This window comes from Streptomyces sp. NPDC056224, from assembly GCF_042267665.1.
Lineage (GTDB): Bacteria > Actinomycetota > Actinomycetes > Streptomycetales > Streptomycetaceae > Streptomyces.
The window spans coordinates 84,489-108,217 of record NZ_JBHJTK010000020.1 but is presented as its reverse complement, the minus strand read 5'-3'; the positions used below and the strand labels follow the sequence as shown (position 1 = coordinate 108,217).

The window sequence follows — 23,729 nt, the reverse complement described above, 5'->3', positions numbered from 1 at the left end:
AATGCGGGCCGTGCGTGCGTCGAGCGTAAGGCGCGAAACGGCCGGTCGCTCCTCCACGGCGGGCCGTTGTGGGGGGAATCACCTGCACTGTCACCCGGGGGAGCGACGGCGGGTACGGGCGTTGCCAAAGGTTGCCCATGCCGGGGCGTTCCCGCGCGGCTACGGTCGAAACATGGACACGTCCTGGTGGCCCGCGGTGGCCGCTGTCGTGGCCGTGGCACTGGTGATGCTGCTCGCCGGGGCGCGGCTGGGACTCCCCCGCCGGGCCCCGCCCGCGCACGGCCCCGGCCCGCCGCCCCGGCCGCGGCCGGGTGAGCTGTGGTCGCTGGAGGACGGGCGGGTCTGTCTGGTGCTGGCGGTGGCGCAGGTACGGGGCCACCGGGCGCGGGTCGCGTGGATCACCGGGAAGTACGACGACCGGCGGGCGGGGGTGGTCCCGCTGCCGCCGGGAACGGTGGGGGCGCAGGGACGGGCGACCTATCTGGAGGCGGACCGGCCGGCCGAGGTGTCGCTGTGGGAGTTCCGTGGCCGGCTGGGGGTGCTGGACCCGGCGGTGTGGGACGAGATCAAGGGACTCGGAGGTGGCCGGTGATCCGATTGCGGCGCGTGTACGACCCGCCGGAGCCGGGGGCGGACGGGGTGCGGGTGCTCGTGGACCGGCTGTGGCCGCGCGGTCTTTCGAAGGCGGCGGCGGAGGTGGACGAGTGGCCGCGGGCCGTTGCCCCGTCGACGGAGCTGCGGAAGTGGTTCCACGGGGGCGGCTCCGCCGGGGAGTTCCGGCAGCGGTACGAGGCGGAGCTGGCCGGCCCCGAGGCGGTGGCGGAGCTGGAGCGGCTGCGGGGGCTGGCCGCCGCGGGGCCGCTCACGTTGCTGACCGCGGTCAAGGACCCGGAGTCCAGCCACGCGGCCGTGCTCGCGGAGCTGCTGGGCGGCTAGTGCCCTGGCCGGACGGGTTTGCCGGGGCGCGGCGCCGGTGCGGTGCAACCTGATGCGGCGGGCCGCGACCCGTACGGGACGTACCGGCGCGGTCCGGCAACGCGGCGAGGTGCCGGGCCGGGCCGGGGGCCGCGACCCGGTGAACCCCGCCGGTCACAGCCGGGTGTGCCGTCCCGCTTGGGGCCTGCCGGGCGCCGCCGCCCGTGCCCGGCACGTCGATCCCCGGCGCGGCCGGAAAACCCGGGCTCCGCCCCGGACCCCGCGCCCGTCCTCCGGACGGGGCCGGATCTCCCGCAGGGCGGTTCCGGCGCCGTCGGCGTTCGAGGCGCTGGGGTCCCCCCGGACGGAGTCCGGGGAAGGTTCCGGGGCCGGCCCCGGCAGCGGCGCCGCAGCCTCCCGCTGAGCAGCCCCGCAGGGACTACGCCCAGAGCTGGCCCTGGAGGACCTCGATCGCCTCTTCCGTCGTCGCGGCCGTGTAGACGCCGGTCGACAGGTACTTCCAGCCGCCGTCGGCCACGACGAAGACGATGTCCGCCGATTCACCGGCGGCCACCGCCTTGCGGCCGACGCCGATCGCCGCGTGCAGGGCGGCCCCGGTGGAGACGCCCGCGAAGATGCCCTCCAGCTGGAGGAGTTCCCGGGTGCGGGTGACCGCGTCCGCCGAGCCGACCGAGAAGCGGGTGGTGAGGACCGAGGCGTCGTAGAGCTCGGGTACGAAGCCCTCGTCCAGGTTGCGCAGTCCGTACACCAGGTCGTCGTAGCGCGGCTCGGCGGCGACGATCTTGATGCCCTCGACGTTCTCGCGCAGGTAGCGGCCGACGCCCATCAGGGTGCCGGTCGTGCCCAGGCCCGCCACGAAGTGGGTGATCGAGGGGAGGTCCGCCAGGATCTCGGGGCCCGTCGTCGCGTAGTGCGCGCCCGCGTTGTCCGGGTTGCCGTACTGGTAGAGCATCACCCAGTCGGGGTGCTCCGCCGCCAGTTCCTTGGCCACCCGTACGGCGGTGTTCGAGCCGCCCGCGGCGGGCGAGGAGATGATCTCGGCTCCCCACATGGCGAGAAGGTCCCGGCGCTCCTGCGAGGTGTTCTCCGGCATCACGCAGACGATGCGGTAGCCCTTGAGCTTGGCCGCCATCGCCAGGGAGATTCCGGTGTTGCCCGAGGTGGGCTCCAGGATGGTGCAGCCGGGGTACAGCCGGCCGTCCTTCTCGGCCTGCTCGACCATGTGGAGCGCGGGGCGGTCCTTGATCGAGCCGGTCGGGTTGCGGTCCTCCAGCTTCGCCCAGATGCGGACGTCGTCCGAGGGCGACAGCCGGGGCAGCCGGACGAGCGGCGTGTTGCCGACCGCGGCCAGCGGGGAGTCGTAGCGCATTACTTCGATCCGCCGGCGACGGCCGGGAGGATGGTGACGCTGTCGCCGTCCTTGAGCTCGGTGGTGATGCCGGCGAGGAAGCGGACGTCCTCGTCGTTGAGGTAGACGTTCACGAAGCGGCGCAGCTCGCCGCCCTTGGACTCGTCGACGATGCGCTCGCGGATGCCCTTGTGGCGGGTCTCCAGGTCGGTGAACAGCTCGTCCAGGTTCGCGCCCTCGCCGGACACGGCCTTCTCGCCGTCGGTGTAGGTGCGGAGGATGGTGGGGATGCGGACCTCGATGGCCATGGCTGGCTCCAGTCGTGAAGGATCGTGAGGGAGGGCGTGAGAACGTGAAGCGCGCGGTTCGTCGGCCCCCCGCGCAAGAGGGCTCTGGTGCTCAGGCGGCAGGACAGATGGCGCTGGCGAGGCGGCACAGGTCGACGTGCAGCCGGGCCACGAGCAGCAGCCTGCCGGGCGTCTCGATGCTCACGTCGTGGGGAACCATGCGGTCATGTTAACGATTCCCGCTCCCCGGTTTGGAGTGTGATCCCGCATCTCGGACGCCCACTGCTCGGATGCTGGTCAGTAGGCCTCGACGACCTGCACTTCTTCCTCGGTGATCACACCGTCGACGATGCTGTACGAGCGGAACTGGAACTCGCCGAGGCCGTCCTTGTCGGCCGTGGAGACCAGAACGTAGTGGGCGCCGGGCTCGTTCGCGTACGTGACGTCCGTGCGCGAGGGGTAGGCCTCGGTCGCGGTGTGCGAGTGGTAGATGATCACCGGCTCCTCGTCGCGGTCGTCCAGCTCGCGGTAGAGCTTCAGCAGGTCCTTCGAGTCGAACTCGTAGAAGGTGGGCGAGCGGGCCGCGTTGAGCATCGGGATGAAGCGCTCCGGGCGGCCGGTGCCCGCCGGGCCGGCCACGACGCCGCACGCCTCGTCGGGGTGGTCCTGGCGGGCGTGCTCGACGATCTGGTCGTACAGGGCCTGGGTGAGGGTCAGCATGAGCGACAGGATAAACAGACGGGCCCTTCCGTACCGAGGTGTGGTACGGAAGGGCCCGAATGCTGGACAGGGCTGGTTCAGGCGGCCTTGTTGAAGGCCGCTCCGGCCGGGTTGCGGGACTTGAGGACCAGGTAGGACACGCCGAGGATCAGACCCCACAGCGGGGCGCAGTACAGCGAGACGCGGGAGTCCTTGTCGACGCCCATCATCACGATGACCATGCCGATGAAGAGCAGTGCGAACCAGCTGGTCCACGGGGCGCCGGGGGCGCGGAACGCGGACTGCGGGAGCTCGCCGCGGTCGGCCTTGGCGCGGTAGCGGATCTGGCAGACCAGGATCATGATCCAGGCCCACATGCCGGAGATCGTGGCGAAGGAGACGACGTAGTCGAAGGCCTTCCCCGGGGCGACGTAGTTGATCCAGACGCCCACCAGCATCAGCGCGGCGGAGAAGGTGGTGCCGACCAGCGGGGTGCCGCTCCTGGTGAGCCTGGTGAAGAACTTCGGGCCCTGGCCGTTGAGCGCGAGGTCGCGCAGCATGCGGCCGGTGGAGTACATGCCGGAGTTGCAGGAGGACAGTGCGGCGGTCAGGACGACGAAGTTGACGATCGCGGCGCCGACGCCGAGGCCCATCTTCTCGAAGGCCAGCACGAAGGGGCTCTCGCCCGCCTTGAAGTTCGACCACGGGATGACCGACATGATCATGATGAGTGCGCCGACGTAGAAGACGGCGATGCGCCACGGCACGGTGTTGATGGCCTTGGGCAGGGTCTTCCCGGGGTCCTTGGACTCGCCGGCGGTGACGCCGACCAGCTCGACCGCGAGGAAGGCGAACATCACGATCTGCAGGGTCATCAGCGTCTCGCCGATGCCGTTGGGGAAGAACCCGCGGTCGCTCCACAGGTTGGAGACGGAGGCGGTGGCGGCGGCGTCGGAGAAGCCGATGGTCAGGATGCCGGCGCAGATCAGGATCATGCCGACGATGGCCGTGACCTTGACCATCGAGAACCAGAACTCCAGCTCGCCGAAGAGCTTCACGGAGATCAGGTTGGCGGCGTAGAGGATGACGGTGAAGATCAGCGCGTACGCCCACTGCGGGAAGCCGTCGTGGGTCCAGTACGACATGTACTTGGCCGCCGCGGTGACCTCGGTGATGCCGGTGACCACCCAGAACAGCCAGTAGGTCCAGCCGGTCGCGTAACCCCAGAACGGGCCCAGGAACTCGCGGGCGTAGTCCGAGAAGGAACCGGAGACGGGGCGGTACATGAGCAGCTCGCCCAGCGCCCGCATGATGAAGAAGATGACCAGGCCCGCGATGGCGTAGGCCAGGATCAGGCTCGGTCCGGCCTTGGAGATGGCCTTGCCCGCGCCCAGGAAGAGGCCGGTGCCGATGGCTCCGCCGATCGCGATCATCTGGATCTGGCGGGCGCCGAGCGCGCGGTGGTAACCCTCGCCGTCGCCGTCGCCCGAAGTGCCCTCGCCGGGCGTCCTGCCGTCCTGCTCGACCTGCACAGAGGTCATGTCTTGGTGCGCCTTTCTCCACGCCGACCCGCGCCTTTCGCAGGCCGCGGATCGGGTCCTCGATCCCCCCGGATACGGATGGAGTTGCACCCGGCGGTCAGCCGGTTCAAGCCCGCCGCGGGACATGGGTGGCGTCCCGTCGGCGGTCGTGAAGATCTATCACGTGATCGCGGGTGAACGGGGGCGGAAGAAGTGGCGCAGCTCACGGCAAACCGGGGACATAACACCCGAAATTAATCAGATCACCGTATGACGGTGATCTGATCGTTATCCGGATTTGAGCGTCCGCTGAGCGAACGGCGCTCGCCGTTGAGGAACCTCAGAGGGTCCCTGCGAGCGTCTCGACGAGGGTCTCCTGGAGGCCGCCGAGCCAGAGGTACGCCATGACCATCGGCTTGCGCGGATCGTCGTCCGGAAGCCGGAAGAGCGCCTCGCTCTCGTCGTCCTCGGTGATGTCGAGCCGCGCCGCGAGCGTCAGCCGCAGGTCGTTGAGGGCCCCGAGCCAGCGCAGCGGCAGCTCACCGGTCAGCTCCAGGACCGCCACCCCGTCGCCGGCCGGGGTGAGCGCGTCCAGGCTGCGCACCACGGCCAGCGCGTCCTGCCGCTTGCGGGTGCGCAGGTCGTTCTCGGTGAAGCGGCGGAACTCCGCCGACCGGGCGCGCAGTTCCTCGGGGTCCTGCGCGGGCTCGGCGCCCGGTCCCCCGTACGCGTCGGGGAAGAGCCGGGCCAGCGCCGGGTCGGAGGGGGGCTCGGTCGGGCCGTCGGCGGCGAACAGCGCGGCCAGCGGGTCGGCGTCCTCCGCGGGTTCCGGCTCGCCCGGGCCGATCAGCTCCAGCAGCTGGACGGCCAGGGAGCGCAGGATGGAGATCTCGATCTCCTCGAGCGCGACGGCGGCGCCACTGCCGCCCTTGAGGGGCTGGAACGTGCCGCCCATCAGGTGCGGTCCTGGGAGAGGGTCGCCCACAGGCCGTATCCGTGCATGGCCTGCACGTCGCGCTCCATTTCCTCGCGGCTGCCGCTGGAGACGACCGCCCGCCCCTTGTGATGGACGTCGAGCATCAGTTTGTGCGCCTTGTCCTTGGAATAGCCGAAGTACGCCTGGAACACGTACGCCACGTAGCTCATGAGGTTGACCGGGTCGTTGTGCACCAGGGTCACCCAGGGGACGTCGGGTTCGGGGACCGCGAAGGTCTCTTCGGCCGATTCGGTGCGTTCGATCTCTACAGGAGCAACACTCACTCGTCCCATGCTGCCACTGTGACGGGCCCGTCGCACAAACGGGCCCTACATCTCGTCACTCTGACGAAATGTGCGCTAGCATCCGTGACATGAACCCTGCGGACCTGGGCCTGCCGGTGGACGTGCCGTCGACAGCGCTCTTCACGGACCATTACGAGCTCACGATGCTGCAGGCCGCCCTGGCGAACGGCACCGCCGACCGCCGCTCGGTCTTCGAGGTGTTCACCCGGAGGCTGCCCGAGGGACGCCGGTACGGCGTGGTGGGCGGCACCGGCCGGGTGCTCGACGCGGTGGAGAACTTCCGCTTCGACAGCGCGGTGCTGGAGTTCCTGCGCGAGCGGGCCGTCGTCGACATGCGGACCCTGGACTGGCTGTCCTCGTACCGCTTCTCGGGCGACATCTGGGGCTACCCGGAGGGGGAGGTCTACTTCCCCGGCTCGCCGATCCTGCGGGTGGAGGGCAGCTTCGCCGAGTGCGTGCTGCTGGAGACCGTGATCCTGTCGATCCTGAACCACGACTCGGCGATCGCGGCGGCCGCCTCCCGGATGTCCTCGGCGGCCGGCGAGCGCCCGCTGATCGAGATGGGCGCGCGGCGCACGCACGAGCTGGCCGCGGTGGCCTCGGCGCGGGCCGCGTACGTGGGCGGCTTCGCCTCCACCTCGGACCTGGCGGCCGGATTCCGGTACGGCATCCCCACGGTCGGCACGAGCGCGCACGCCTTCACCCTGGTGCACGACAGCGAGCGCGACGCGTTCACCGCACAGGTGGCCTCGCTGGGCGGCTCGACCACGCTCCTGGTGGACACCTACGACGTGGCCGAGGCGGTACGGACGGCCGTGGAGGTCGCGGGCACCGACCTGGGCGCGGTGCGCATCGACTCGGGCGACCTGCTGCTGGTGGCCCACCGGGTGCGGCAGCAGCTGGACGAGCTGGGCGCGGCCTCGACGAAGATCGTGGTCACCTCGGACCTGGACGAGTACGCCATCGCCTCGCTGGCGGCGGCCCCGGTGGACGCGTACGGGGTGGGCACGCAGCTGGTGACGGGCAGCGGGCACCCGACGTGCTCGATGGTCTACAAGCTGGTGGCGCGGGCGACGTCGGCGGACCCGAAGGCGCCGCTGCTGCCGGTGGCGAAGAAGTCCACCGGCGGGAAGACCTCGATCGGCGGGCGCAAGTGGGCGGCCCGCCGGGTCGACGCGGAGGGCGTGGCGGAGGCGGAGGTCGTCGGGACGGGCCCGGTTCCGTCGGCGCTGGCGGACTCGCAGCTGCTGGTCGAACTGGTGAAGGGCGGCGAGGTGGTCGCCCGCGAGCCGCTGGAGGCCGCTCGGCAGCGCCACCGCGCCGCCCGCGCCGGGCTCCCGCTCTCCGCGACGCAGCTCTCGCGCGGCGAGGCCGTGATCCCGACCGAGTACGCGTAGCGGCCGCGCCGCCACCGCCGGCGCGCCGTACCGGGTCCGGGGCGGCGCCCCCGTTTCGGGAAGGGGCGGGGTGGGGGAAAGGCCCCGCAGGGCCCCGCCGCAGGACACCATCGAACCGAAGGGCACGCGATGCACCGCGCACTGATCGTCGTCGACGTACAGAACGACTTCTGCGAAGGCGGCAGCCTGGCGGTCGCCGGCGGGGCCGACGTCGCCGCCGCCATCACCGAGTTCATCGGGCAGGCCACCCCCGGTTACCGGCACGTCGTCGCCACCCGCGACCACCACATCGACCCGGGCACCCACTTCGCGCGCCCCCCGGCCGAGCCGGACTACGAGTCCTCCTGGCCCGTGCACTGCGTCGCCGGGACCGAGGGCGTCGGCTTCCACCCGAACTTCGCCCCCGCCGTGGCCTCGGGCTCCGTGGCCGCCGTCTTCGACAAGGGCGCCTACGAGGCCGCGTACAGCGGGTTCGAAGGGGCCGACGAGAACGGGGCGGGCCTCGCCCAGTGGCTGCGGGACCGGCACGTCACCGAGGTGGACGTGGTCGGGATCGCCACCGACCACTGCGTGAAGGCCACCGCCCTGGACGCCGCCCGCGCCGGATTCACCACCCGCGTGCTGCTCGACCTGACGGCCGCCGTGGCCCCCCACACCACCGCGAGGGCGCTGGAGGAGCTCCGGGCGGCCGGAGTGACCCTGATCGGCGGCAAGGCCTCCTGAGGGCCGTCCCGCGGTCCCGGCGGGCGCGCGACGCCGGGACCGGCGGCGCGCCGCCGTGCCCGCAGCCCGAACGCGCCCGGTACGGGAACACCAGGCTCCGTGCGCCGACCCACCAGGGATCGGGGGACGGCCCTCAGGTCCCCAGCAGGGCCCGGATGGGGTGCCAGAGCTCCTGCGCGCGGTCGGGTGCGCCGCGCCACAGGAGGCCGTCCGGGTGGTGCAGGACGGCCGTGACCTCGTCCGGGGTCGGCGGCTGCGCGTTGCCGCGCAGGTACACGGCCCGCATGCCGAGGTTCCGCAGCCTGGTCAGGGCGCGGGCCCGGTTCGCGGCGTGCACGAGGACGCGGACGTTTCCGCCTTCTCCGGACGGCCTCGGCAGCGTGAGCGCGACCACCACGCTGCCGCCCGGCAATCTGACGAAACCGCCACCCGGCATGGCTGTCATCTCCCCCGTCAATAAGAAACTCGTACCGCGCATCTAAACGCGATCGGCCGCCGCCCGCTAGAGGGCGACGGCCGATCATGCTTTGACCTGCGGTTTTACCGAGTTACTTCGAAGAGGGGCCGACCTCGACGGTCATGACCTCACCGTCGTAGGTCTCCTTCAGGATCTTGATCTTGGTGTTGGTGTCAGTGACCTTCACCGATCCGGTCGGGTTCTCGTCGTAGTAGTACTTGCCCTTGTGGTCGTCGAAGACCAGCTGGGCGGGCTTCGGCTTCAGGAACAGCGCCTCGCCGTTCTTGTGCAGCGTGAACGCGTCCGTCGAGTAGGCGCTGAACGCGGCGTCGTACGGCTGGATCTTGTTCCGCAGCAGGGTGCCGTCCGCCCACTTCATGGGCTTGGCGTTGGCGTCGATCGGAAGGATCAGACCCTGGCCCGGGTGCTGGCTGGTGTTGTTGTCCTTCTGGGAGGTGTCCCACTGCCAGATGAGCAGGCCGTCCTGGTACGGGTAGTGCTCGACCCAGTCGGGCTTGGTGTTGCCGAAGCCGAAGTTGTACGGGCCGACCTTGAGGGTCTTGTCGTACGAGACGTAGCGGCGGTTCTCGGCCAGGTAGTACTGCGCGTACTCCTTGGTGAAGCCGGCGCCGATGCGCGAGAAGCCCTTGCCGGTCCAGCCGTTGTCGCCGTTCTCGGCGCCGTCGGTGAAGAGCGCGGAGCCGTCCGCGGTCAGGGTGACGGCGTCGGCCGTGAAGCCCTTGCCGCCCGCGCCGCCGTCCGTCTGGTAGCGGAAGCGGAGGTCGACCTTCTTGCCCGCGTAGGCGTCGAGCGGGAAGTTCAGCGACTTCCAGGCGCCGGAGGCACCCGTCAGCGACGGGCTGCCGGAGGCGTCGGCCGGGAGGGCCGTGCCGTCGGCGGTGCCGGCGAGGGCGGTCCAGGTGGCGCCGCCGTCCGTGGACACCTCGGTGTAGAGGAAGTCGTAGTCGGCCTCGATGTCCCACCAGCCCTTGAGGGACAGCGCGGCGGACGTCTTGCCCGTCAGGTCGACCGACCGGGTGAGGGTGTTCTTGAGGTCGTCACCCATGTTGCTCCACCACTGGGAGGAGCCCTCGGCGGGAGCGACGACGTCGGTCTTGACCTGCTTCTTCGGCAGCTCGACGACCAGCGCCTGCTTGTCCTTGGTGTTGTACTCCGCAACGCCCAGCTTGTGGGTGGACTTCGACGCGGCCTTGGCCTTGTCGTAGTTCAGCCAGCCCAGCTGGAGCTTGTCCCAGGCGGTCATGTCGCCCGGGAGGTCGCCTATGGAGTCCTTGCCGGTGCCGAGCCAGGAGCCGGCCGACATCAGGGACCAGAAGCCGACCGAGTTCTCGCCGCCACCGGAGGTGTCGTAGAGGTCCGGCAGACCGAGGTCGTGGCCGTACTCGTGCGCGAAGACGCCGAGTCCGCCGTTCTCCGGCTGCATCGTGTAGTCGCCGACCCAGATGCCGGTGTCACCGATCTGGGTGCCGCCGGCCTTGTTGTTCTCCGGGCCGGTCTTGCCCGCCGCGGTGCCGTAGGCGTACCAGCGGTGCGCCCACAGAGCGGTCGTGCCCTGCACGCCGCCGCCGGCCGACTCATCCTCGCCCGCGTGGACGATCTGGAAGTGGTCGATGTAGCCGTCGGGCTCGTTGAAGTTGCCGTCGCCGTCGAAGTCGTAGCGGTCCCACTGGTCGTACTGGGCCAGCTGCGCCTTGATCTGGGCGTCGGTCTTCCCGGCCTTCTTCTGGGCCTCCGTCCACGCGGTGACGCCGTCCTTGACGGTGTCCCACACGTTGGAGCAGTTGGTCTGGCCGCAGTAGTTGGAGCCGTAACGGCCCTCGTTGTACGGGACCTTGACCCAGTCGGCGACCTCGCCCTCGACCGAGTAGCGGCCCGAGGAGGTCTTCTCGTAGTAGGTCTTCAGCGAGTCCTTGCCCTGGCCCGTACCGAAGTACAGCTCCTGGAAGTAGTCGCGGCTGAAGTCCTTGCGCCAGGCGGTGCTGTTGTCCTGGGCGCGGTCCGGCTGGGCGATCGTGTTGTGCAGCGGACCGGGGGTGCCGCCGTACTTCGGGACCGCCGGCTTCGGGCCGGGACCGTCCGGGTCGAACATGGTCGTGCTGTCAACCTGGTCGCCGAACTCGACGAGGATCGTGAAGATCTTGTCGGTCTTCTCGCGGCCGAGCTCGACGTACTTCTTGTCGTCGAGCTTGACGACCTTGGAGGCGCCGCGCTGCTCGACGTCCTTCTTGCCGGCCAGCACCTGGTCCAGAGCGGCCTTGCGCTGCTGGGCCTGCTGCTCGCTGAACGGGCCCTTGAGGTCGTGCTCGACGACCTTGGCAGGAGCGGTCGGGTCCTGCCGGTCGGAGGCGGGCGCCCCGACGGAACCAGGGTTGGCCTGGGCCGCGGTGACGGTGAAGAAGGTGGCACTGGTCGCACACGCGGCCATGGTCACGGTGACGGCGGCAGCACGAAGCGCACGCCGACGGGCGGAATTGCTGGTCACTTGATGTCGTTCCCCTCCCGCGGCCGCAGCATAGGTCGGAACGTCTCCATAGGAGCGGGGGGTTCCGCGCGGCGCGCGTCTCAAGTGACGACATTTGACCGGAGAGTCGAGAGAAAAGACAGACCTTGACTTGTTCCTTACAACTGCACTATGCGGTCAGCCAGTTCCGCTATTCGGACGTTCGGCAGCCATCTGGGGCGAAGGGTGCTTCCCGGCCGTCCATCACGTGCTTCCGGTACGGCATTTCGGGCATGCCGGTGTGAGGAAGATGACCCCGTGCGCCCCCCGTGCTCCGGCACCGTGGGTTAGGTCACGCTTACCGGCGGTTCCGCTCGGGCATTCCCGTCGTAGAGTCTCTTGACGCGCGACCAGGTTGAGCCGACTCCCCCTCCCCTCCCCGAGGACGGATTATCCCCATGCCGCGTCCGACCGCCGCACAGCTCGCTTACGGGTCCGCCACCGTCGTCGTGTCGACGATAGCCATGCTGCTGCTCTCACGGACGAGCACGGGGCTGGGGATCGCGGTCATCTCCGCCGCCGCCCTCGGGCTCGGTCTGCTCGTCGCCGTCACCGTGCCCCACCCGGGGCGCCGCGGCCGCCACGCGGCCCGTGCGGGCGCTCCCGCGGCCTCCACGGCCTCCCTCCCGGTATCCGCCCCCGCTCCCGCCCCGCACGCGGACGCGGACGCGCCGGCGGCCGCCCGGGTTCCGGAACCCCGAACGGCCGCCGCCGAACACTCCGTTCACCACTGAGCCCGACGGGCGTCAGGTGGTCTGGACGACCACGGTCCTGGCGACCTTGTCGTGCAGGCCCTGCTTGTAGGGCTTGTCGACGAGGATCGAGATCACCAGCGCGATCGGCCACAGGCAGAAGCAGCAGATCAGCGTCGGCAGCCACAGGACGGCGGCGCGGGAGAGGGCCGCGTTCGACTGCGGGACGCTGCCGTCGTTGAGCATCGCGACGCGCAGGCCCATCGCCTTCTTGCCGACGGTCTGCCCGCTCTTCTTGGTGAACCACCAGTCGTAGCCCACGTACGCGACGATCGAGATCAGCGTCATGACCAGACCGCTGCCGCTGTAGGACTTGGTGATGACCTCGGTGACGTCCTCGCCCTTGTTCGTCTCGACCGTGTACCGGTTCGGGCCGAAGGCCAGCTGGATGAGGAACAGGGGCACGGCGATGATCAGCACGTCGATGATGCGGGCGGCGAGCCGCTTGCCGAAGTCCGCGAGCGGGGGCATCCCGGCCAGCGGATCGGGCATGCCGTAGCCGCCGCTGCCGCCGTACGGGTCGCGGCCGCCGTCGTACGGGGGCGGCGGGGTCGGATATCCGCCCCCGCCGCCGCCCGCGCCCCCGGGTGGCGGTGAGTCGTACGGCGAACCGCCCGACGGCGGCGTCGGTTCCTGGGGCTTCTTGAGGAACGGGTCTTCCTCGGGCGGCTCGCCGGGCGGCGGCTGATCGGTACTCATGGCCCGAGTCGAACCCGGCTCCGTCACCCCCGCAACGTGAGGGCGTCCGATCGGGGGGCGGCCCCGTCCCGGGCGGCTCGGCGGGCCTCAGCGGGCCACGTACGTCCGGGCCGCCTTGTCGTGCCAGGCCTGGCGCCGCGGGCGGTCCACGAGGCACCAGAGGCTGCCCGGGATGCCGAGGAGGACGTACACCAGCCAGCGGCGCAGGGCCGCGCCGAAGGTGGGCGGGCGCAGGGTCGCGACGTCGAGCACCCGGACGCCGAGCAGCTTCTTGCCCGGGGTGCGGCCCCAACGGGCGGTGGGCAGCGCCTCGTAGAAGACGCCGAAGAGCACGACCGCGCCGAGGACCAGTCCGAGGTGGCCGACGATGGTGCCGTCCAGCAGCCACACGGTGGTGGTGCGGCCGGTGGTCCGGGCGGCGTCCACCTTGCCCTGGACGTGGGCGGTGGCGGCGGGCAGGAGGGGCCGGGCGGCCGCCGCGCCGACCGCGGCGAGGACGAGCGAGTCCAGGGCGCGGGCCACGGCCCGGCGCACCAGCCCGGCGGGGCGCACGGCCCGTTCGGCCATCCGCTCGAACACGGCCCGGGGCGTACGGGTGCCCTCGGGCCGGGATTCGGGCCGGGATTCGGGCCGGGACTCAGGCCGGGACTCGGGCCGGAACTCGGAGCGGGACCCGGGCCCGGGTTCAGGCGCGGGTTCGGCCCGGGGCCCGGCCGGGACCGTCGTCCCGCGCGGCGGAAGCTTGGGACGGGCTCCGGTCCGGGGCTGCCAGGGATCGAAGCGGGGCGCCTCGGCGGGCTGGGCCCCGGCGGAGCCGTCCCGGGCCGCGGCGCGGTCCGAGGCCGGGGCCGGGATCGGGGTCGGGGAGCGGCGTGCGGTCGCTTCCCGCGGGAACGGCTCGGCCGGGGCGGCGGGCGCGGCGGCATGTGCGGCGGCGGGCGCGGCTCCCGTGGTACGGAGCCGCAACGGGCGGACCGCCTCGGACGGGGGCACCGCCGGGGCCGCCACCGCCTCGGGCCAGGAGGACGTCAGGCCGGAGCCGCCGGAGCCGCTGCCACCGGGAGCGTCGGGCCATGCCGGAGCCGGGACCGGTTCGGGGGCGGGGACCGCCTCGGGGGCAGGGGTCGGAGCAGGGGTCGGAGCAGGGGCCGGGGCCGGAGCCGGGGCCGCCGCCGCAGGGGAGCGCGCCGAGAGGATCCCGGCCGCCGCCTGGGCCGGGAACCGCTGGGCCGGTGTGGCCGCCGCCGCGGCGGACGGCGTACGGGCCAGGGAGATCCCGGGGCCCGGGGCCGCCGGAGGCTCCGCTGGGCTGCCCCACGAGACGCGGTGGTCGCGCGGCCCGCCGAAGCCTGCCTGGTGAAGGGGGTCGGCCTGCCACACCGCCTGCTCCGCGGCCCGCTCGGGGGCGCGCCCGGCGCCGCGCCCGGCGACCGGTTCGGCGACCACCCGGAGCACGGGCTCCGGCTCCGACCCCGGCCCCGGCGCCGCCTCCGGTTCCCGTTCCGGTTCGGGCTCCGCCAGCGCCTCCGTCACCGAGGTCCGGTCCAGGAACACCGGCCCCGTCTCCTCGACCGGCGCGGCGGGAGCGGGAGCGGGGGCAGGGCGGCTCGTACCCGGAACCCAGGCGGCGCCGTTCCAGTACCGGACGTACCCGGGGATGGAGGGATCCGGGTAGTAGCCCTCGCGGGCCGCGTGCTCGCCGTCACCAGGGGAGGCCGTCAATGTCCCCAACTCCGTTCGTGGCTTGAGGCATGTGCAGGGGAGGACCATAGCCAAGAACCGCCCCCCGACAGGTCCGGTAACGGGAGATTGTCAACCTTCGAGCGAAACTCGGGTATGCGGCTATTTCTCGTCACCCGACAGGATTCGGCCAACCTTTGGTTCCTCGCCCGAAGTCGCGTCATACCCGGGTACACCGGAGCTCTCTCCGGGTGCGGGGCGCTGTCCGGCCCCACGCACCGAACCGAAGTGAGGCCGTCATGCACCACCCCGTCATCGAGCGCGAGCTGGAACTGAAGCTGGTCCTGTCCCCCGAGCGCAGCATCCCGGTACCCGCCCGGCTCCTCTACCTCAGCGACGACCCGTACGCCGTCCACATCACGTTCCACTCCGGCTCCAGCGCCCCGGTCAACTGGACCTTCGCCCGCGAGCTGCTGGTCGAGGGGGTGTTCCGCCCGTGCGGCCACGGAGACGTCCGGATCTGGCCCACGAAGATCGACAACAGGGCCGTGCTCTGCATGGCCCTCAGCTCGCCCGACGGCGACGCCCTGCTGGAGGCCCCCGCCGCCGCCGTGTCGGCCTGGCTGGAGCGCACCCTGCGCGTCGTCCCGCCCGGGACCGAGGCCGAGCGGATCGGCCTGGACGCCGCCCTGGCCGAGCTGCTCACCCCGACCCCGGCGGACGAGCTGTGGCTGCGCGACCCCTGGCCGTCGGACGAGTCGGCGGACGGGGAGCTGTGATGCCGTCAGAAGAGCTTGCCGGGGTTGAGCAGCCCCAGCGGGTCGAAGGCCTGCTTGACGGCGCGCTGCATCTCCAGGCCCACCGGTCCGAGTTCGCGGGCCAGCCACTCCTTCTTCAGCACTCCGACGCCGTGTTCGCCGGTGATCGTGCCGCCCAGTTCCAGGCCGAGCGCCATGATCCGGTCGAAGGACTCGCGGGCCCGCCGCGTCTCGTCCTCGTCGGCCGGGTCGAAGCAGACCACGGGGTGGGTGTTGCCGTCGCCGGCGTGCGCGCAGACCCCGATGAGCAGGCCGTACGAGCGGGCGACGGCGGCCGTCCCCTCCAGCATCTCGGCGAGCCGGGAGCGCGGCACGCACACGTCGTCGATCATCGTGGCGGGCCGGAGCGTCTCCAGGGCCGTCAGCGACATCCGGCGCGCCTGGAGCAGCAGTTCGGACTCCGCCTCGTCGTCGGCGGGCACCACCGCGGTGGCCCCGGCGGCCGTGCACAGCTCCCCCACGGCCGCGAGGTCCTCGGGGGCGTGCGGGGTGTCGAAGGCGGCGAGCAGCAGGGCCTCGGTGGTCTCGGGCAGACCCATCTTCCCGAGCGCGTTGACGGCCCGGACGGTCGTCCGGTCCATCAGCTCCAGCAGGGAGGGCGTCAGTCCGGCCTCCATGACGGCGCAGACGGCCGCGCAGGCTGCCGCGGCGGAGGGGAACTCGGCGGCCAGGGCGAGCTGGCGGGGCGGCGCGGGCCGCAGGGCGAGGACGGCCTGGACGACGATGCCGAGGCTGCCCTCGGAGCCGACGAAGAGCCGGGTGAGGTCGTATCCGGCGACGCCTTTGGCGGTACGCCGGCCCGTGCGCAGCAGCCGTCCGTCGGCGAGGACGACGTCGAGGCCGAGCACGTACTCGGCGGTGACCCCGTACTTGACGCAGCACAGCCCTCCGGAGGCGGTGCCGATGTTGCCGCCGATGGTGCACTGCTCCCAGCTGGAGGGGTCGGGAGGGTAGTACAGGCCCTGTTCGGCGACGGCCCGCGAGAGCACGGCGTTGACGACGCCCGGCTCGACGACGGCGATCCGGTCGACGGCGGAGACCTCCAGGATCCGGTCCATCTTGACGAGCGAGAGCACGATGCAGCCGTCGGAGGCGTTGGCGGCGCCGGACAGGCCCGTGCGGGCGCCCTGCGGGACCACGGGGACCCGTAGGGCGGTGGCGGTGCGCATGACGTGCTGGACCTGTTCGACGGTCCGGGGCAGGACGACGGCGGCCGGTGTTCCGGCGGCGCAGAAGCTGGCCATGTCGGTGGCGTAGGAGGCGGTCACCTGGGGGTCGGTGAGCAGGGCCTCGGCGGGGAGCCCTTGCAGCAGACGTGCGCGCAGACGTGCGAAGAGGTCGTCATCCATGGGGTCAGCGTGGCACCCGGGGCCATCGGTGTGAACACGGCCGCGACCGGCTTCGGACATCTCGGTGAGCTCTTCATATTGACGCACAGTGAGCCCATGGACCGTATCGACCGTTTCGACCGTTTCGACGAGGCATCGCAGACCCCGGCACCGCCCGTGACCTTCACCGGCCGCAAGACGCTCGTGGCGGCCGCGGTCGCGGTGGTCCTGATCGCCGGGGCCCTGCTGATCCGGCCGGCCCGCGGCGGTGACGACGCCCGTCCGCCGGGACCGAGCGAGCGGGCCGCGGCGGCGGTCGGCATGGGCGCGCCCGCGGCGGCGGTGGACCTGGCGGCGCTGGTCGCGGACCGGGAGAAGTGGGTCGCGGCGCACCCGGACGACGAGGCCTCGTGGGCGGTCCTCGGCGCCGCGTACGTGGAGCAGGCGCGGCGCTCGGCGGACTCGGGCTGGTTCCCGAAGGCGGAGAAGGCGCTGAAGCGGTCGCTGGAGGCCCGCCCGGCGGAGAAGGGCAACCTCGACGCGATGACGGGCATGGGCGCGCTGGCCAACGCCCGGCGGGACTTCGGGACCGGGAAGAAGTGGGGCGAGCTCGTACGGGCGCAGGCGCCGAAGCGGTGGGCGGCGTACCCGGTGCTCGTGGACGCGTACACGGGCCTGGGCGACTACAAGGCCGCGCAGAGGGCGATGGAGGAGCTGATGGAGCTCCGGCCGGGCCTGGCGGCGTACGTCAGGGCCTCGCAGGTCTACCGGGACCGGGGCTGGCGCGAGGACGCCGCGATGTCGATGGAGCACGCGGCGGGCGCGGCGAAGGCCCCGGCGGAGAAGGCGTACGCGCTGTTCCGGCTCGGGGAGCTGTCCTGGGAGCGGGGCGACCCGTCGGAGGCGCTGCGGCAGTACGAGGGCTCGCTGCGGACGGATCCGGCGCAGGCGGAGGCGCTGGGCGGCCGGGCGCGGGCGCTGGCCGCGCTGGGGCGGACCGGTGAGGCGGTGCGGGACTACCGGCTGGCGCTGGGGCGGACGCCGCTGCCGCAGCTGGCGAGGGAGCTGGGCGAGCTGCTGGAGTCGCTGGGGCGGGAGCAGGAGGCGCGGGTGCCGTACGACATGCTGGGCGCGCTGGCGGCGCGGGACAACACGAACGGTGTGGACGACGACGTGGTCCTCGGCCTGTACGAGGCGGACCACGGGGATCCGGCGGCGGCGGTGCGGCGGCTGTCGGAGGAGTGGCTGCGCCACAAGAGCATGCCGGTCGCGGACGCGCTGGGCTGGGCCCTGCACAAGGCGGGCGAGGACGAGGCGGCGCTGGAGTACGCGAAGAAGGCGACGGAGCCGGGGCTGCGCAGCGCGGAGTTCGCCTATCACCGGGCGATGATCGAGCGCGGCCTCGGCGACGAGGCGGCGACCCGGCGTCACCTGGAGGAGGCGATGCGCACCAACCCGCACTTCTCGCCGCTGCGGGCGCCGCTGGCGAAGGAGGCCCTGGCGGCCATCGGCCAGCCGCCACCGGGCGGCCCGGAGCACCTGCAGCCGACCGCTCCGTGGGTGGCTCCGGAACTCCCGAAGGCCGCCAAGCCGAAGCCGGCGGCCCCGCCGGCCGAACCGAAGCCGAAGCCGTCCGCGCCGACCGCGCCGGGCACGTCAGGCGCGTCAGGCGCGTGACGGGCACGCCGGGCACGTGACGGGCCGGCCCCCCCGGCGGGAGCCGAGGGGGCCGGGTGCGGCGGCCTACAGGTTGCCGCGCTTCTCCTGCTCGCGCTCGATCGCCTCGAAGAGGGCCTTGAAGTTGCCCTTCCCGAAGCCCATGGACCCGTGCCGCTCGATCATCTCGAAGAAGACCGTCGGCCGGTCCTGCACCGGCTTGGTGAAGATCTGCAGCAGGTAGCCGTCCTCGTCGCGGTCGACGAGGATCTTCAGCTCGCGCAGGGTCTCGACGGGGACGCGGGTCTCGCCCGCCCACTCGCCGAGCGTGTCGTAGTACGAGTCGGGGGTGTCCAGGAACTGCACGCCCGCCGCGCGCATGGACCGCACGGTCGCGACGATGTCGTTCGTGGCCAGCGCGATGTGCTGGACGCCCGCGCCGCCGTAGAACTCCAGGTACTCGTCGATCTGCGACTTCTTCTTCGCGATCGCCGGCTCGTTGATCGGGAACTTCACCTTCAGGGTGCCGTCCGCGACGACCTTGGACATCAGCGCCGAGTACTCGGTCGCGATGTCGTCGCCCACGAACTCCTTCATGTTCGTGAAGCCCATGACCTTGTTGTAGAAGGCGACCCACTCGTTCATGCGGCCGAGCTCGACGTTGCCCACGCAGTGGTCGATGGCCTGGAAGGTGCGCTTGGCCGGCGGCTCGACGATCGGGTCGGCGGCGACGAAGCCCGGCAGGTAGGGGCCGGTGTAGTCGCCGCGCTGGACCAGCGTGTGGCGGGTCTGGCCGTAGGTCGCGATCGCGGCCAGCACGACCGTGCCGTGCTCGTCCTTGACCTCGTACGGCTCGTCCAGGCCGCGCGCGCCGTGCTCGACGGCGTACGCGTAGGCCGCCCGCACGTCGGGGACCTCGATGGCCAGGTCGATCACGCCGTCGCCGTGCTCGGCCACGTGCTCGGCGAGGAAGCGGCCGTGGTCGGTCGTCGCCTTGATGACGGAGGTCAGCACGAAGCGCGCGCCGCCGTTGGTCAGGACGTAGCTGGCGGTCTCCCGGGTGCCGTTCTCCGGTCCGGAGTAGGCCACGAGCTTCATGCCGAAGGCGGTCGAGTAGTAGTGCGCGGCCTGCTTGGCGTTGCCGACGGCGAAGACGACCGCGTCCATGCCCTTCACCGGGAAGGGGTCTGCCTCACGCGCGGTGTGCGGGGTGGTTTCGAGGGTCTCAGTCATGAGCGCAGAGTCCCGCCGATCCACAAGCTGCGCAATAGTTTCCTATTTGACTGTACAGACTGCCCAGCTGCGCCTGAGGATGGCTGAAACATCTGTGCACTATGACCACCTCCGAGGAGCTGGGAGCGTACTCATGGGAATCGACGAACTCGACGGCCGGCTGATCGTCCTGCTCGCCCGCGAGCCGCGGATCGGGGTGCTGGAGGCCTCGCGCCGCCTGGGAGTGGCGCGCGGGACCGTACAGGCCCGTCTGGACCGGCTCCAGTCGAACGGGGTCATCCGCGGTTTCGGCCCGCAGGTCGATCCGACGGCCCTCGGGTACCCGGTGACCGCCTTCGCCACCCTGGAGATCAAACAGGGGCAGGGAGCCGACGTGCGGGCCCACCTGGCCGGGGTGCCGGAGGTGCTGGAGCTGCACACCACCACCGGGCACGGGGACATGCTGTGCCGGCTCGTGGCCCGGTCCAACGCGGACCTCCAGCGGGTGATCGACCTCGTCGTCGGCTTCGAGGGCATCGTGCGGGCCTCGACGGCGATCGTCATGGAGAACCCCGTACCCCTGCGGATCATCCCGCTGGTCGAACAGGCCGCCGAGGACGACAGCCGGTAGGGGGCGGGGCGGGGCGGCCGGGCGGGGCGGGGTGGGGCGGGCCCGGAGTCACCGGGAAGGTGTTGCAAATAAACCGTTGCAGAGAAGTCTTTGCAACTCTACGCTCGCGGCATGCCCGAGACGACCGCCGCATCCCCCGACCCCTCCGAGCCCAATGCGCGGGTCCTCGACGCCCGCTCCCTGCGGGGCCTCGCCCACCCGCTGCGCATCCGCATGCTGGCCACCCTGCGCCACGACGGACCGGCCACCGCCTCCCAACTGGCCCAGCAGCTCGGCGAATCCAGCGGGTCCACCAGCTATCACCTGCGCCAGCTCGCCGTGCACGGGTTCGTCGAGGACGCACCCGAGCACGGCAAGGGCCGCGAACGGTGGTGGAAGGCCACCCACGACGGCACGGTCTTCGACGAGAAGCTGATCTACGACGAGGACCCGGCCACGCGGGGCGCGGCGGACCTCTTCATGCACGAGATCGCGACGATCCACACGCAGGAGTTGAGCACCTGGCTCGGCAACGCCCACACCTGGTCGAAGGAGTGGCGGCGCGGCTCGGACATGAGCGACTTCACCCTGCGCCTGACGGCCGCACAGAGCCTCGAACTGATCCGCAGGATGCACGAACTGGTCAACGGCTTCCGCGATCTGCCGCAGGAGGAGGGCATGGAGCAGGTCCGCGTCCACACCCACGTCCTCCCGCGCGGCGGTGAGACCACATGAGCCGGCGGCCCCTGGCGGCGGTGCTGGCCGCCAACACGATCTCCATAGCCGGAAGTTCGCTCACCCTCATCGGCGTCCCGTGGTTCGTGCTCCAGACCACGGGCAGCGCCGCGCGGGCCGGGATCGTCGCCTTCTGCGCCACCCTGCCCGTGATCGTGGCGGCCCTCGCCGGCGGACCCGTCATCGACCGGATCGGCCGCCGCCGGGTCTCCGCCGCCTCCGACCTGATCTGCGCCCTGTCCGTCGGCGCGATCCCGCTGCTGCACCACGCGGGCGTGCTGGAGTTCTGGATGCTGTGCGCGCTGATGGCCGTCGGCGGCCTCGTCCACACCCCCGGCCTGACCGCCCGCTCCGTCCTGCTGCCGGATCTCGCCGAGCACGCCGGCACCACCGTCCTGCGGGCCGCCAGCCTCTACGACGCGGTCTCGCGCGGAGCCCGGATGCTCGGGGCCGCGGTGGCCGGCTTACTGATCGCGGCGTCCGGCGCCGAGACGGTACTGCTGCTGGACGCGGCGACCTTCGGGGCGTCGGCCCTGCTGGTCACCGTCTTCCTGCGCGGGATCCCGGCCGCCGAGCCGCAACGCACCGCGCAGAAGGCCTCGTTCGCGGCCTACCGGGCCGAACTGGCCGAGGGCTGGGCCTTCCTGAGCCGCACGCGGCTGCTGATGGGCGTCACCCTGATGGTGATGACGACCAACGGGCTGGACCAGGGCTGGTCCTCGGTGCTGCTGCCCGTGCACGGCCGGGAGACCCCGGGCGGGCCCGCCGCGCTCGGTCTGCTGATCTCCCTCTTCGGCGGTTTCGCGCTGCTGGGCGCCCTGCTCTACGGCGCGTGGGGCGAGCGCTTCCCGCGCAGGGCGGTCTTCGCGGCCGCGTTCCTGCTCTGCGGGGCACCCCGCTACGTGACGGCCGCGGTCACGGACACGCCCCTGCCGCTCGCGGTGGCGATGGCCCTGTCCGGGCTGGGTGCGGGCATTCTCAACCCGGTCCTGAGCACGGTCTTCTACGAGATCGTGCCGGAGGAGCTGCGCACCCGCGTCTCGGGCGTGGCCACGGCGGGCTGCGAGCTGACCATGCCGCTGGGCGGGCTCGCTGCTGGCCTGCTCGTCGACGGGTTCGGCGTGTCGACGGCGCTGCTGCTGTTCGGCGGCACGTACCTGCTGGCCACTCTGGCGCCGCTGGTGTTCCCGGCGTGGCGCGCCATGGACCGCACGGCCACCGTCAGCAGGACGGAGCGGGCTCTCCCCGGTTCAGCGCGCGAAGGGCGTTCACGGCATCCGTCAGCGAGGTGACGGGGACCAGCCGGAGCCCCTCGGGGAGTTCCGACCGCGCGTCCGAGCACTCGGCCTTCGGCACGAGGAACACGCTCGCCCCGTCGCGCCGCGCGGCCTGGGTCTTCAGGGCCACGCCGCCGACCGCGCCGACCTTGCCGTCCGCGTCGATGGTGCCCGTACCGGCGATGCTGCGTCCGCCGGTGAGGTCGCCGCCGCTGCCGTCGCCGTCGAGCTTGTCGACGATGCCGAGGGAGAAGAGGAGACCGGCGCTGGGACCGCCGACGTCGGCGAGGTTCAGCTCGACCTTCACGTCCTTGGGGTCCTTGTGGAGGTAGCCGAGGGCCGCCTGCTCGGCCGCGGACTGGGATTTGGACATTTCCTCCAGATTGTGCTCCTCGATCTCCTCGTCCGTTCCGCCCGAGGAGTAGACGGCCTCCCTGGGCATGACGGCCCGGGAGGTGTCGAACCAGTTGTCCAGGAGTTCGGGGAGGTTCACCGTCGTGGAGGGGCCGGTGGCCTGGATGGTCGTCATGCGGAGCTGGCCCGTCGTCTGCCGGGCCGGGGCGCCGGTGACCGAGATGACGGCCTTGCCGTCCCGCTCGCCCAGCACGTCGGCTGTGAGCCCCGGCTGGGCGATCACGAAGGGCAGCGGCGCGAAGACCGCGACGGCGAACAGCGCGAGCACGGGCACGGCGCAGACGGCCAGGGCGGTGGGACGCGGCAGACGTGTGAGACGAGAGAGCACCCGCCCAATCTATCGGGCCGCCCCGCGGGGCCACTCAGCCCCACCGGGCGGTCCGGCCCCGCCGGGGGCGGCGGGCCGCGGAAACGGCGGCGCACCCGGCGCCGCAGCGGCGCCGGGCGACCCCGCCGGGCCCGCGGCTCAGCGAAGGGCGTCGGCGACCTCGCGCGCCGCGTCGACCACCCGCGGCCCGACCCGCTCGGGCACGGCGTCGGCCAGCATCACGACCCCGACGCTGCCCTCCAGCCCGGTGATCCCCACGAGCGGCGCGGCGGCGCCACTGGCACCGGCCTCCAGCTCCCCGTGGGTCAGCGTGTACCCCGGCTCGATCAGCGCGCCCTGACGGGCGGCCAGGATGGCCCGCCCGGCGGCCCCGCGGTCCAGCGGGTGGCGGAAGCCGGCCCGGTAGGCCACGTGGTAGTCCGTCCAGGTCGGCTCCACGACGGCGACGGCGAGCGCCTCGGTGCCGTCGACGAGGGTCAGGTGCGCGGTGGCGCCTATGTCCTCGGCGAGGGACCGCAGCGCGGGCAGGGCGGCCTCGCGGACGAGCGGGTGCACCTGCCGGCCCAGCCGCAGCACTCCGAGCCCGACCCGGGCCCGGCCACCGAGGTCACGGCGGACCAGGGCGTGCTGCTCCAGGGTGGCGAGGAGCCGGTAGACCACGGTGCGGTTGACACCGAGGCGGTTGGAGAGCTCGGTGACGGTCAGACCGTGGTCGGTGTCGGCGAGCAGTTTGAGGACTCTGAGCCCTCTGTCGAGAGTCTGGGAGGTTTCCGCGGTCACGACGCCTCTCCCTCTTTCGGTGAGCGGCGGTGACTCTCTGGGTGGCGCGCCGCCGGTCCCGCGGCGGCGCACGGAGAGGCCGCCGGTAGCGGCCATTGCACCGGCTGCGCTCCCGCGGCGGCGCTGCCACGGTGCGTTCGATGCGGGGACATTAGCGAGCGGGTCCGCTCAGCGGAAGGGCTCGTCCAGAATCCGGGCGTGCACTACCCCTTTATGCCGTTTCCTGACCGCTCTTGGAGTCGTTTCGTGACCTCGGACCGGCTCGGGGGCG

25 protein-coding genes are annotated in these 23,729 nt (G+C 72.0%); 10 read left to right on the top strand and 15 right to left on the bottom strand.

What is annotated here, in order from left to right; genetic code table 11:
- Positions 1-172 precede the first annotated feature (172 nt).
- Entirely contained in the window at positions 173-592 is a 420-nt protein-coding gene (locus ACFCZ1_RS22885; RefSeq protein WP_376680122.1) for a hypothetical protein, read from the top strand.
- Positions 589-936, top strand: coding sequence for a DUF488 domain-containing protein (locus ACFCZ1_RS22880; protein ID WP_376680121.1), 348 nt, complete (start codon positions 589-591; stop codon positions 934-936). Before ACFCZ1_RS22885 ends, ACFCZ1_RS22880 begins: the two co-directional genes overlap by 4 nt.
- Before the next feature lie 418 nt (positions 937-1,354).
- On the opposite strand, the gene ACFCZ1_RS22875 is transcribed toward ACFCZ1_RS22880, so the two are convergent.
- The 7 genes from ACFCZ1_RS22875 to clpS form a co-directional block, all read right to left on the bottom strand.
- Positions 1,355-2,305 (bottom strand): PLP-dependent cysteine synthase family protein, encoded by a 951-nt coding sequence (locus tag ACFCZ1_RS22875; RefSeq protein WP_376680120.1) that lies wholly within the window; start codon positions 2,303-2,305, stop codon positions 1,355-1,357.
- Complete coding sequence (locus ACFCZ1_RS22870) at positions 2,305-2,592, bottom strand: MoaD/ThiS family protein (protein ID WP_376680119.1); 288 nt, start codon at positions 2,590-2,592, stop codon at positions 2,305-2,307. The genes ACFCZ1_RS22875 and ACFCZ1_RS22870 overlap by 1 nt, the downstream gene beginning before the upstream one ends.
- 91 nt (positions 2,593-2,683) lie before the next feature.
- Positions 2,684-2,791: a putative leader peptide gene (locus ACFCZ1_RS22865; RefSeq protein ID WP_310941867.1), complete on the bottom strand. Its 108-nt coding sequence runs from the start codon at positions 2,789-2,791 to the stop codon at positions 2,684-2,686.
- Positions 2,792-2,868: 77 nt separating this feature from the next.
- Positions 2,869-3,291: a Mov34/MPN/PAD-1 family protein gene (locus ACFCZ1_RS22860; RefSeq protein WP_376680118.1), complete on the bottom strand. Its 423-nt coding sequence runs from the start codon at positions 3,289-3,291 to the stop codon at positions 2,869-2,871.
- Between the two features lie 77 nt (positions 3,292-3,368).
- On the bottom strand, positions 3,369-4,811 hold the full coding sequence (locus ACFCZ1_RS22855) for an amino acid permease (protein WP_376680117.1): 1,443 nt from the start codon (positions 4,809-4,811) through the stop codon (positions 3,369-3,371).
- Positions 4,812-5,130: 319 nt separating this feature from the next.
- Entirely contained in the window at positions 5,131-5,745 is a 615-nt protein-coding gene (locus tag ACFCZ1_RS22850) for a DUF2017 domain-containing protein (protein ID WP_376680116.1), read from the bottom strand.
- On the bottom strand, positions 5,745-6,059 hold the full coding sequence (gene clpS / locus ACFCZ1_RS22845; protein ID WP_376680115.1) for an ATP-dependent Clp protease adapter ClpS: 315 nt from the start codon (positions 6,057-6,059) through the stop codon (positions 5,745-5,747). The genes ACFCZ1_RS22850 and clpS overlap by 1 nt, the downstream gene beginning before the upstream one ends.
- A gap of 80 nt (positions 6,060-6,139) precedes the next feature.
- On the opposite strand from clpS, the gene ACFCZ1_RS22840 reads away from it, so the two are divergent.
- Positions 6,140-7,468, top strand: coding sequence for a nicotinate phosphoribosyltransferase (locus tag ACFCZ1_RS22840; RefSeq protein ID WP_376680114.1), 1,329 nt, complete (start codon positions 6,140-6,142; stop codon positions 7,466-7,468).
- 129 nt (positions 7,469-7,597) lie between these two features.
- Positions 7,598-8,191 carry an isochorismatase family protein gene (locus ACFCZ1_RS22835; protein ID WP_376680113.1) on the top strand — a complete coding sequence of 198 codons (594 nt, stop codon included), beginning with the start codon at positions 7,598-7,600 and terminating at the stop codon, positions 8,189-8,191.
- A gap of 133 nt (positions 8,192-8,324) precedes the next feature.
- Here ACFCZ1_RS22835 and ACFCZ1_RS22830 read toward each other — a convergent pair whose 3' ends face one another.
- Both ACFCZ1_RS22830 and ACFCZ1_RS22825 read right to left on the bottom strand, forming a co-directional pair.
- Positions 8,325-8,627, bottom strand: a complete 303-nt coding sequence (locus ACFCZ1_RS22830) for a hypothetical protein (RefSeq protein WP_030825287.1) — start codon at positions 8,625-8,627, stop codon at positions 8,325-8,327.
- A gap of 112 nt (positions 8,628-8,739) precedes the next feature.
- Positions 8,740-11,094 (bottom strand): immune inhibitor A domain-containing protein, encoded by a 2,355-nt coding sequence (locus ACFCZ1_RS22825; protein ID WP_376680140.1) that lies wholly within the window; start codon positions 11,092-11,094, stop codon positions 8,740-8,742.
- 473 nt (positions 11,095-11,567) lie between these two features.
- On the opposite strand from ACFCZ1_RS22825, the gene ACFCZ1_RS22820 reads away from it, so the two are divergent.
- Positions 11,568-11,903: a hypothetical protein gene (locus ACFCZ1_RS22820; protein ID WP_376680112.1), complete on the top strand. Its 336-nt coding sequence runs from the start codon at positions 11,568-11,570 to the stop codon at positions 11,901-11,903.
- A 12-nt stretch (positions 11,904-11,915) separates the two neighbouring features.
- Here the strand turns inward: ACFCZ1_RS22820 and ACFCZ1_RS22815 are convergent, their stop codons facing one another.
- Both ACFCZ1_RS22815 and ACFCZ1_RS22810 read right to left on the bottom strand, forming a co-directional pair.
- Positions 11,916-12,620 carry an RDD family protein gene (locus tag ACFCZ1_RS22815; protein WP_376680111.1) on the bottom strand — a complete coding sequence of 235 codons (705 nt, stop codon included), beginning with the start codon at positions 12,618-12,620 and terminating at the stop codon, positions 11,916-11,918.
- Between the two features lie 87 nt (positions 12,621-12,707).
- Complete coding sequence (locus tag ACFCZ1_RS22810; RefSeq protein ID WP_376680110.1) at positions 12,708-14,342, bottom strand: RDD family protein; 1,635 nt, start codon at positions 14,340-14,342, stop codon at positions 12,708-12,710.
- 257 nt (positions 14,343-14,599) lie between these two features.
- On the opposite strand from ACFCZ1_RS22810, the gene ACFCZ1_RS22805 reads away from it, so the two are divergent.
- Entirely contained in the window at positions 14,600-15,079 is a 480-nt protein-coding gene (locus ACFCZ1_RS22805) for an SsgA family sporulation/cell division regulator (protein ID WP_376680109.1), read from the top strand.
- 5 nt (positions 15,080-15,084) lie between these two features.
- Here ACFCZ1_RS22805 and ACFCZ1_RS22800 read toward each other — a convergent pair whose 3' ends face one another.
- A complete protein-coding gene (locus ACFCZ1_RS22800; protein ID WP_376680108.1) occupies positions 15,085-16,467 on the bottom strand; it encodes an FAD-binding oxidoreductase in 1,383 nt (460 codons plus the stop codon).
- Positions 16,468-16,563: 96 nt separating this feature from the next.
- Between ACFCZ1_RS22800 and ACFCZ1_RS22795 the strand changes: the two genes are divergently transcribed.
- Complete coding sequence (locus ACFCZ1_RS22795) at positions 16,564-18,123, top strand: tetratricopeptide repeat protein (RefSeq protein WP_376680107.1); 1,560 nt, start codon at positions 16,564-16,566, stop codon at positions 18,121-18,123.
- 66 nt (positions 18,124-18,189) lie between these two features.
- Here ACFCZ1_RS22795 and hppD read toward each other — a convergent pair whose 3' ends face one another.
- Positions 18,190-19,335, bottom strand: a complete 1,146-nt coding sequence (gene hppD, locus ACFCZ1_RS22790) for a 4-hydroxyphenylpyruvate dioxygenase (RefSeq protein ID WP_376680106.1) — start codon at positions 19,333-19,335, stop codon at positions 18,190-18,192.
- Positions 19,336-19,468: 133 nt separating this feature from the next.
- On the opposite strand from hppD, the gene ACFCZ1_RS22785 reads away from it, so the two are divergent.
- The 3 genes from ACFCZ1_RS22785 to ACFCZ1_RS22775 all read left to right on the top strand — a co-directional run bounded on the left by ACFCZ1_RS22785 (position 19,469) and on the right by ACFCZ1_RS22775 (position 21,951).
- A complete protein-coding gene (locus ACFCZ1_RS22785) occupies positions 19,469-19,945 on the top strand; it encodes an Lrp/AsnC family transcriptional regulator (protein ID WP_376680105.1) in 477 nt (158 codons plus the stop codon).
- A gap of 111 nt (positions 19,946-20,056) precedes the next feature.
- Positions 20,057-20,659 carry an ArsR/SmtB family transcription factor gene (locus ACFCZ1_RS22780; protein WP_376680104.1) on the top strand — a complete coding sequence of 201 codons (603 nt, stop codon included), beginning with the start codon at positions 20,057-20,059 and terminating at the stop codon, positions 20,657-20,659.
- Positions 20,656-21,951 (top strand): MFS transporter, encoded by a 1,296-nt coding sequence (locus ACFCZ1_RS22775; protein WP_376680103.1) that lies wholly within the window; start codon positions 20,656-20,658, stop codon positions 21,949-21,951. Before ACFCZ1_RS22780 ends, ACFCZ1_RS22775 begins: the two co-directional genes overlap by 4 nt.
- Here the strand turns inward: ACFCZ1_RS22775 and ACFCZ1_RS22770 are convergent.
- Together ACFCZ1_RS22770 and ACFCZ1_RS22765 are read right to left on the bottom strand one after the other, a co-directional pair.
- Positions 21,881-22,678 (bottom strand): S16 family serine protease, encoded by a 798-nt coding sequence (locus tag ACFCZ1_RS22770; RefSeq protein ID WP_376680102.1) that lies wholly within the window; start codon positions 22,676-22,678, stop codon positions 21,881-21,883. The two genes, ACFCZ1_RS22775 and ACFCZ1_RS22770, sit on opposite strands and share 71 nt — an antisense overlap.
- Positions 22,679-22,816: 138 nt before the next feature.
- Positions 22,817-23,458, bottom strand: a complete 642-nt coding sequence (locus tag ACFCZ1_RS22765) for an IclR family transcriptional regulator (RefSeq protein WP_069920456.1) — start codon at positions 23,456-23,458, stop codon at positions 22,817-22,819.
- Positions 23,459-23,729: the final 271 nt, after the last annotated feature.

What these genes read in the sequence shown, in the direction of transcription:
- ACFCZ1_RS22885 (WP_376680122.1), top strand. Translation starts at nt 173, where the DNA reads ATGGACACGTCCTGGTGGCCCGCGGTGGCCGCTGTCGTGGCCGTGGCA.
- ACFCZ1_RS22875 (WP_376680120.1), bottom strand. Translation starts at nt 2,305, where the DNA reads ATGCGCTACGACTCCCCGCTGGCCGCGGTCGGCAACACGCCGCTCGTC.
- ACFCZ1_RS22870 (WP_376680119.1), bottom strand. Translation starts at nt 2,592, where the DNA reads ATGGCCATCGAGGTCCGCATCCCCACCATCCTCCGCACCTACACCGAC.
- ACFCZ1_RS22865 (WP_310941867.1), bottom strand. Translation starts at nt 2,791, where the DNA reads ATGGTTCCCCACGACGTGAGCATCGAGACGCCCGGCAGGCTGCTGCTC.
- ACFCZ1_RS22860 (WP_376680118.1), bottom strand. Translation starts at nt 3,291, where the DNA reads ATGCTGACCCTCACCCAGGCCCTGTACGACCAGATCGTCGAGCACGCC.
- ACFCZ1_RS22855 (WP_376680117.1), bottom strand. Translation starts at nt 4,811, where the DNA reads ATGACCTCTGTGCAGGTCGAGCAGGACGGCAGGACGCCCGGCGAGGGC.
- ACFCZ1_RS22850 (WP_376680116.1), bottom strand. Translation starts at nt 5,745, where the DNA reads ATGGGCGGCACGTTCCAGCCCCTCAAGGGCGGCAGTGGCGCCGCCGTC.
- clpS (WP_376680115.1), bottom strand. Translation starts at nt 6,059, where the DNA reads ATGGGACGAGTGAGTGTTGCTCCTGTAGAGATCGAACGCACCGAATCG.
- ACFCZ1_RS22840 (WP_376680114.1), top strand. Translation starts at nt 6,140, where the DNA reads ATGAACCCTGCGGACCTGGGCCTGCCGGTGGACGTGCCGTCGACAGCG.
- ACFCZ1_RS22835 (WP_376680113.1), top strand. Translation starts at nt 7,598, where the DNA reads ATGCACCGCGCACTGATCGTCGTCGACGTACAGAACGACTTCTGCGAA.
- ACFCZ1_RS22830 (WP_030825287.1), bottom strand. Translation starts at nt 8,627, where the DNA reads ATGCCGGGTGGCGGTTTCGTCAGATTGCCGGGCGGCAGCGTGGTGGTC.
- ACFCZ1_RS22825 (WP_376680140.1), bottom strand. Translation starts at nt 11,094, where the DNA reads ATGGCCGCGTGTGCGACCAGTGCCACCTTCTTCACCGTCACCGCGGCC.
- ACFCZ1_RS22820 (WP_376680112.1), top strand. Translation starts at nt 11,568, where the DNA reads ATGCCGCGTCCGACCGCCGCACAGCTCGCTTACGGGTCCGCCACCGTC.
- ACFCZ1_RS22815 (WP_376680111.1), bottom strand. Translation starts at nt 12,620, where the DNA reads ATGAGTACCGATCAGCCGCCGCCCGGCGAGCCGCCCGAGGAAGACCCG.
- ACFCZ1_RS22805 (WP_376680109.1), top strand. Translation starts at nt 14,600, where the DNA reads ATGCACCACCCCGTCATCGAGCGCGAGCTGGAACTGAAGCTGGTCCTG.
- ACFCZ1_RS22800 (WP_376680108.1), bottom strand. Translation starts at nt 16,467, where the DNA reads ATGGATGACGACCTCTTCGCACGTCTGCGCGCACGTCTGCTGCAAGGG.
- ACFCZ1_RS22795 (WP_376680107.1), top strand. Translation starts at nt 16,564, where the DNA reads ATGGACCGTATCGACCGTTTCGACCGTTTCGACGAGGCATCGCAGACC.
- hppD (WP_376680106.1), bottom strand. Translation starts at nt 19,335, where the DNA reads ATGACTGAGACCCTCGAAACCACCCCGCACACCGCGCGTGAGGCAGAC.
- ACFCZ1_RS22785 (WP_376680105.1), top strand. Translation starts at nt 19,469, where the DNA reads ATGGGAATCGACGAACTCGACGGCCGGCTGATCGTCCTGCTCGCCCGC.
- ACFCZ1_RS22780 (WP_376680104.1), top strand. Translation starts at nt 20,057, where the DNA reads ATGCCCGAGACGACCGCCGCATCCCCCGACCCCTCCGAGCCCAATGCG.
- ACFCZ1_RS22775 (WP_376680103.1), top strand. Translation starts at nt 20,656, where the DNA reads ATGAGCCGGCGGCCCCTGGCGGCGGTGCTGGCCGCCAACACGATCTCC.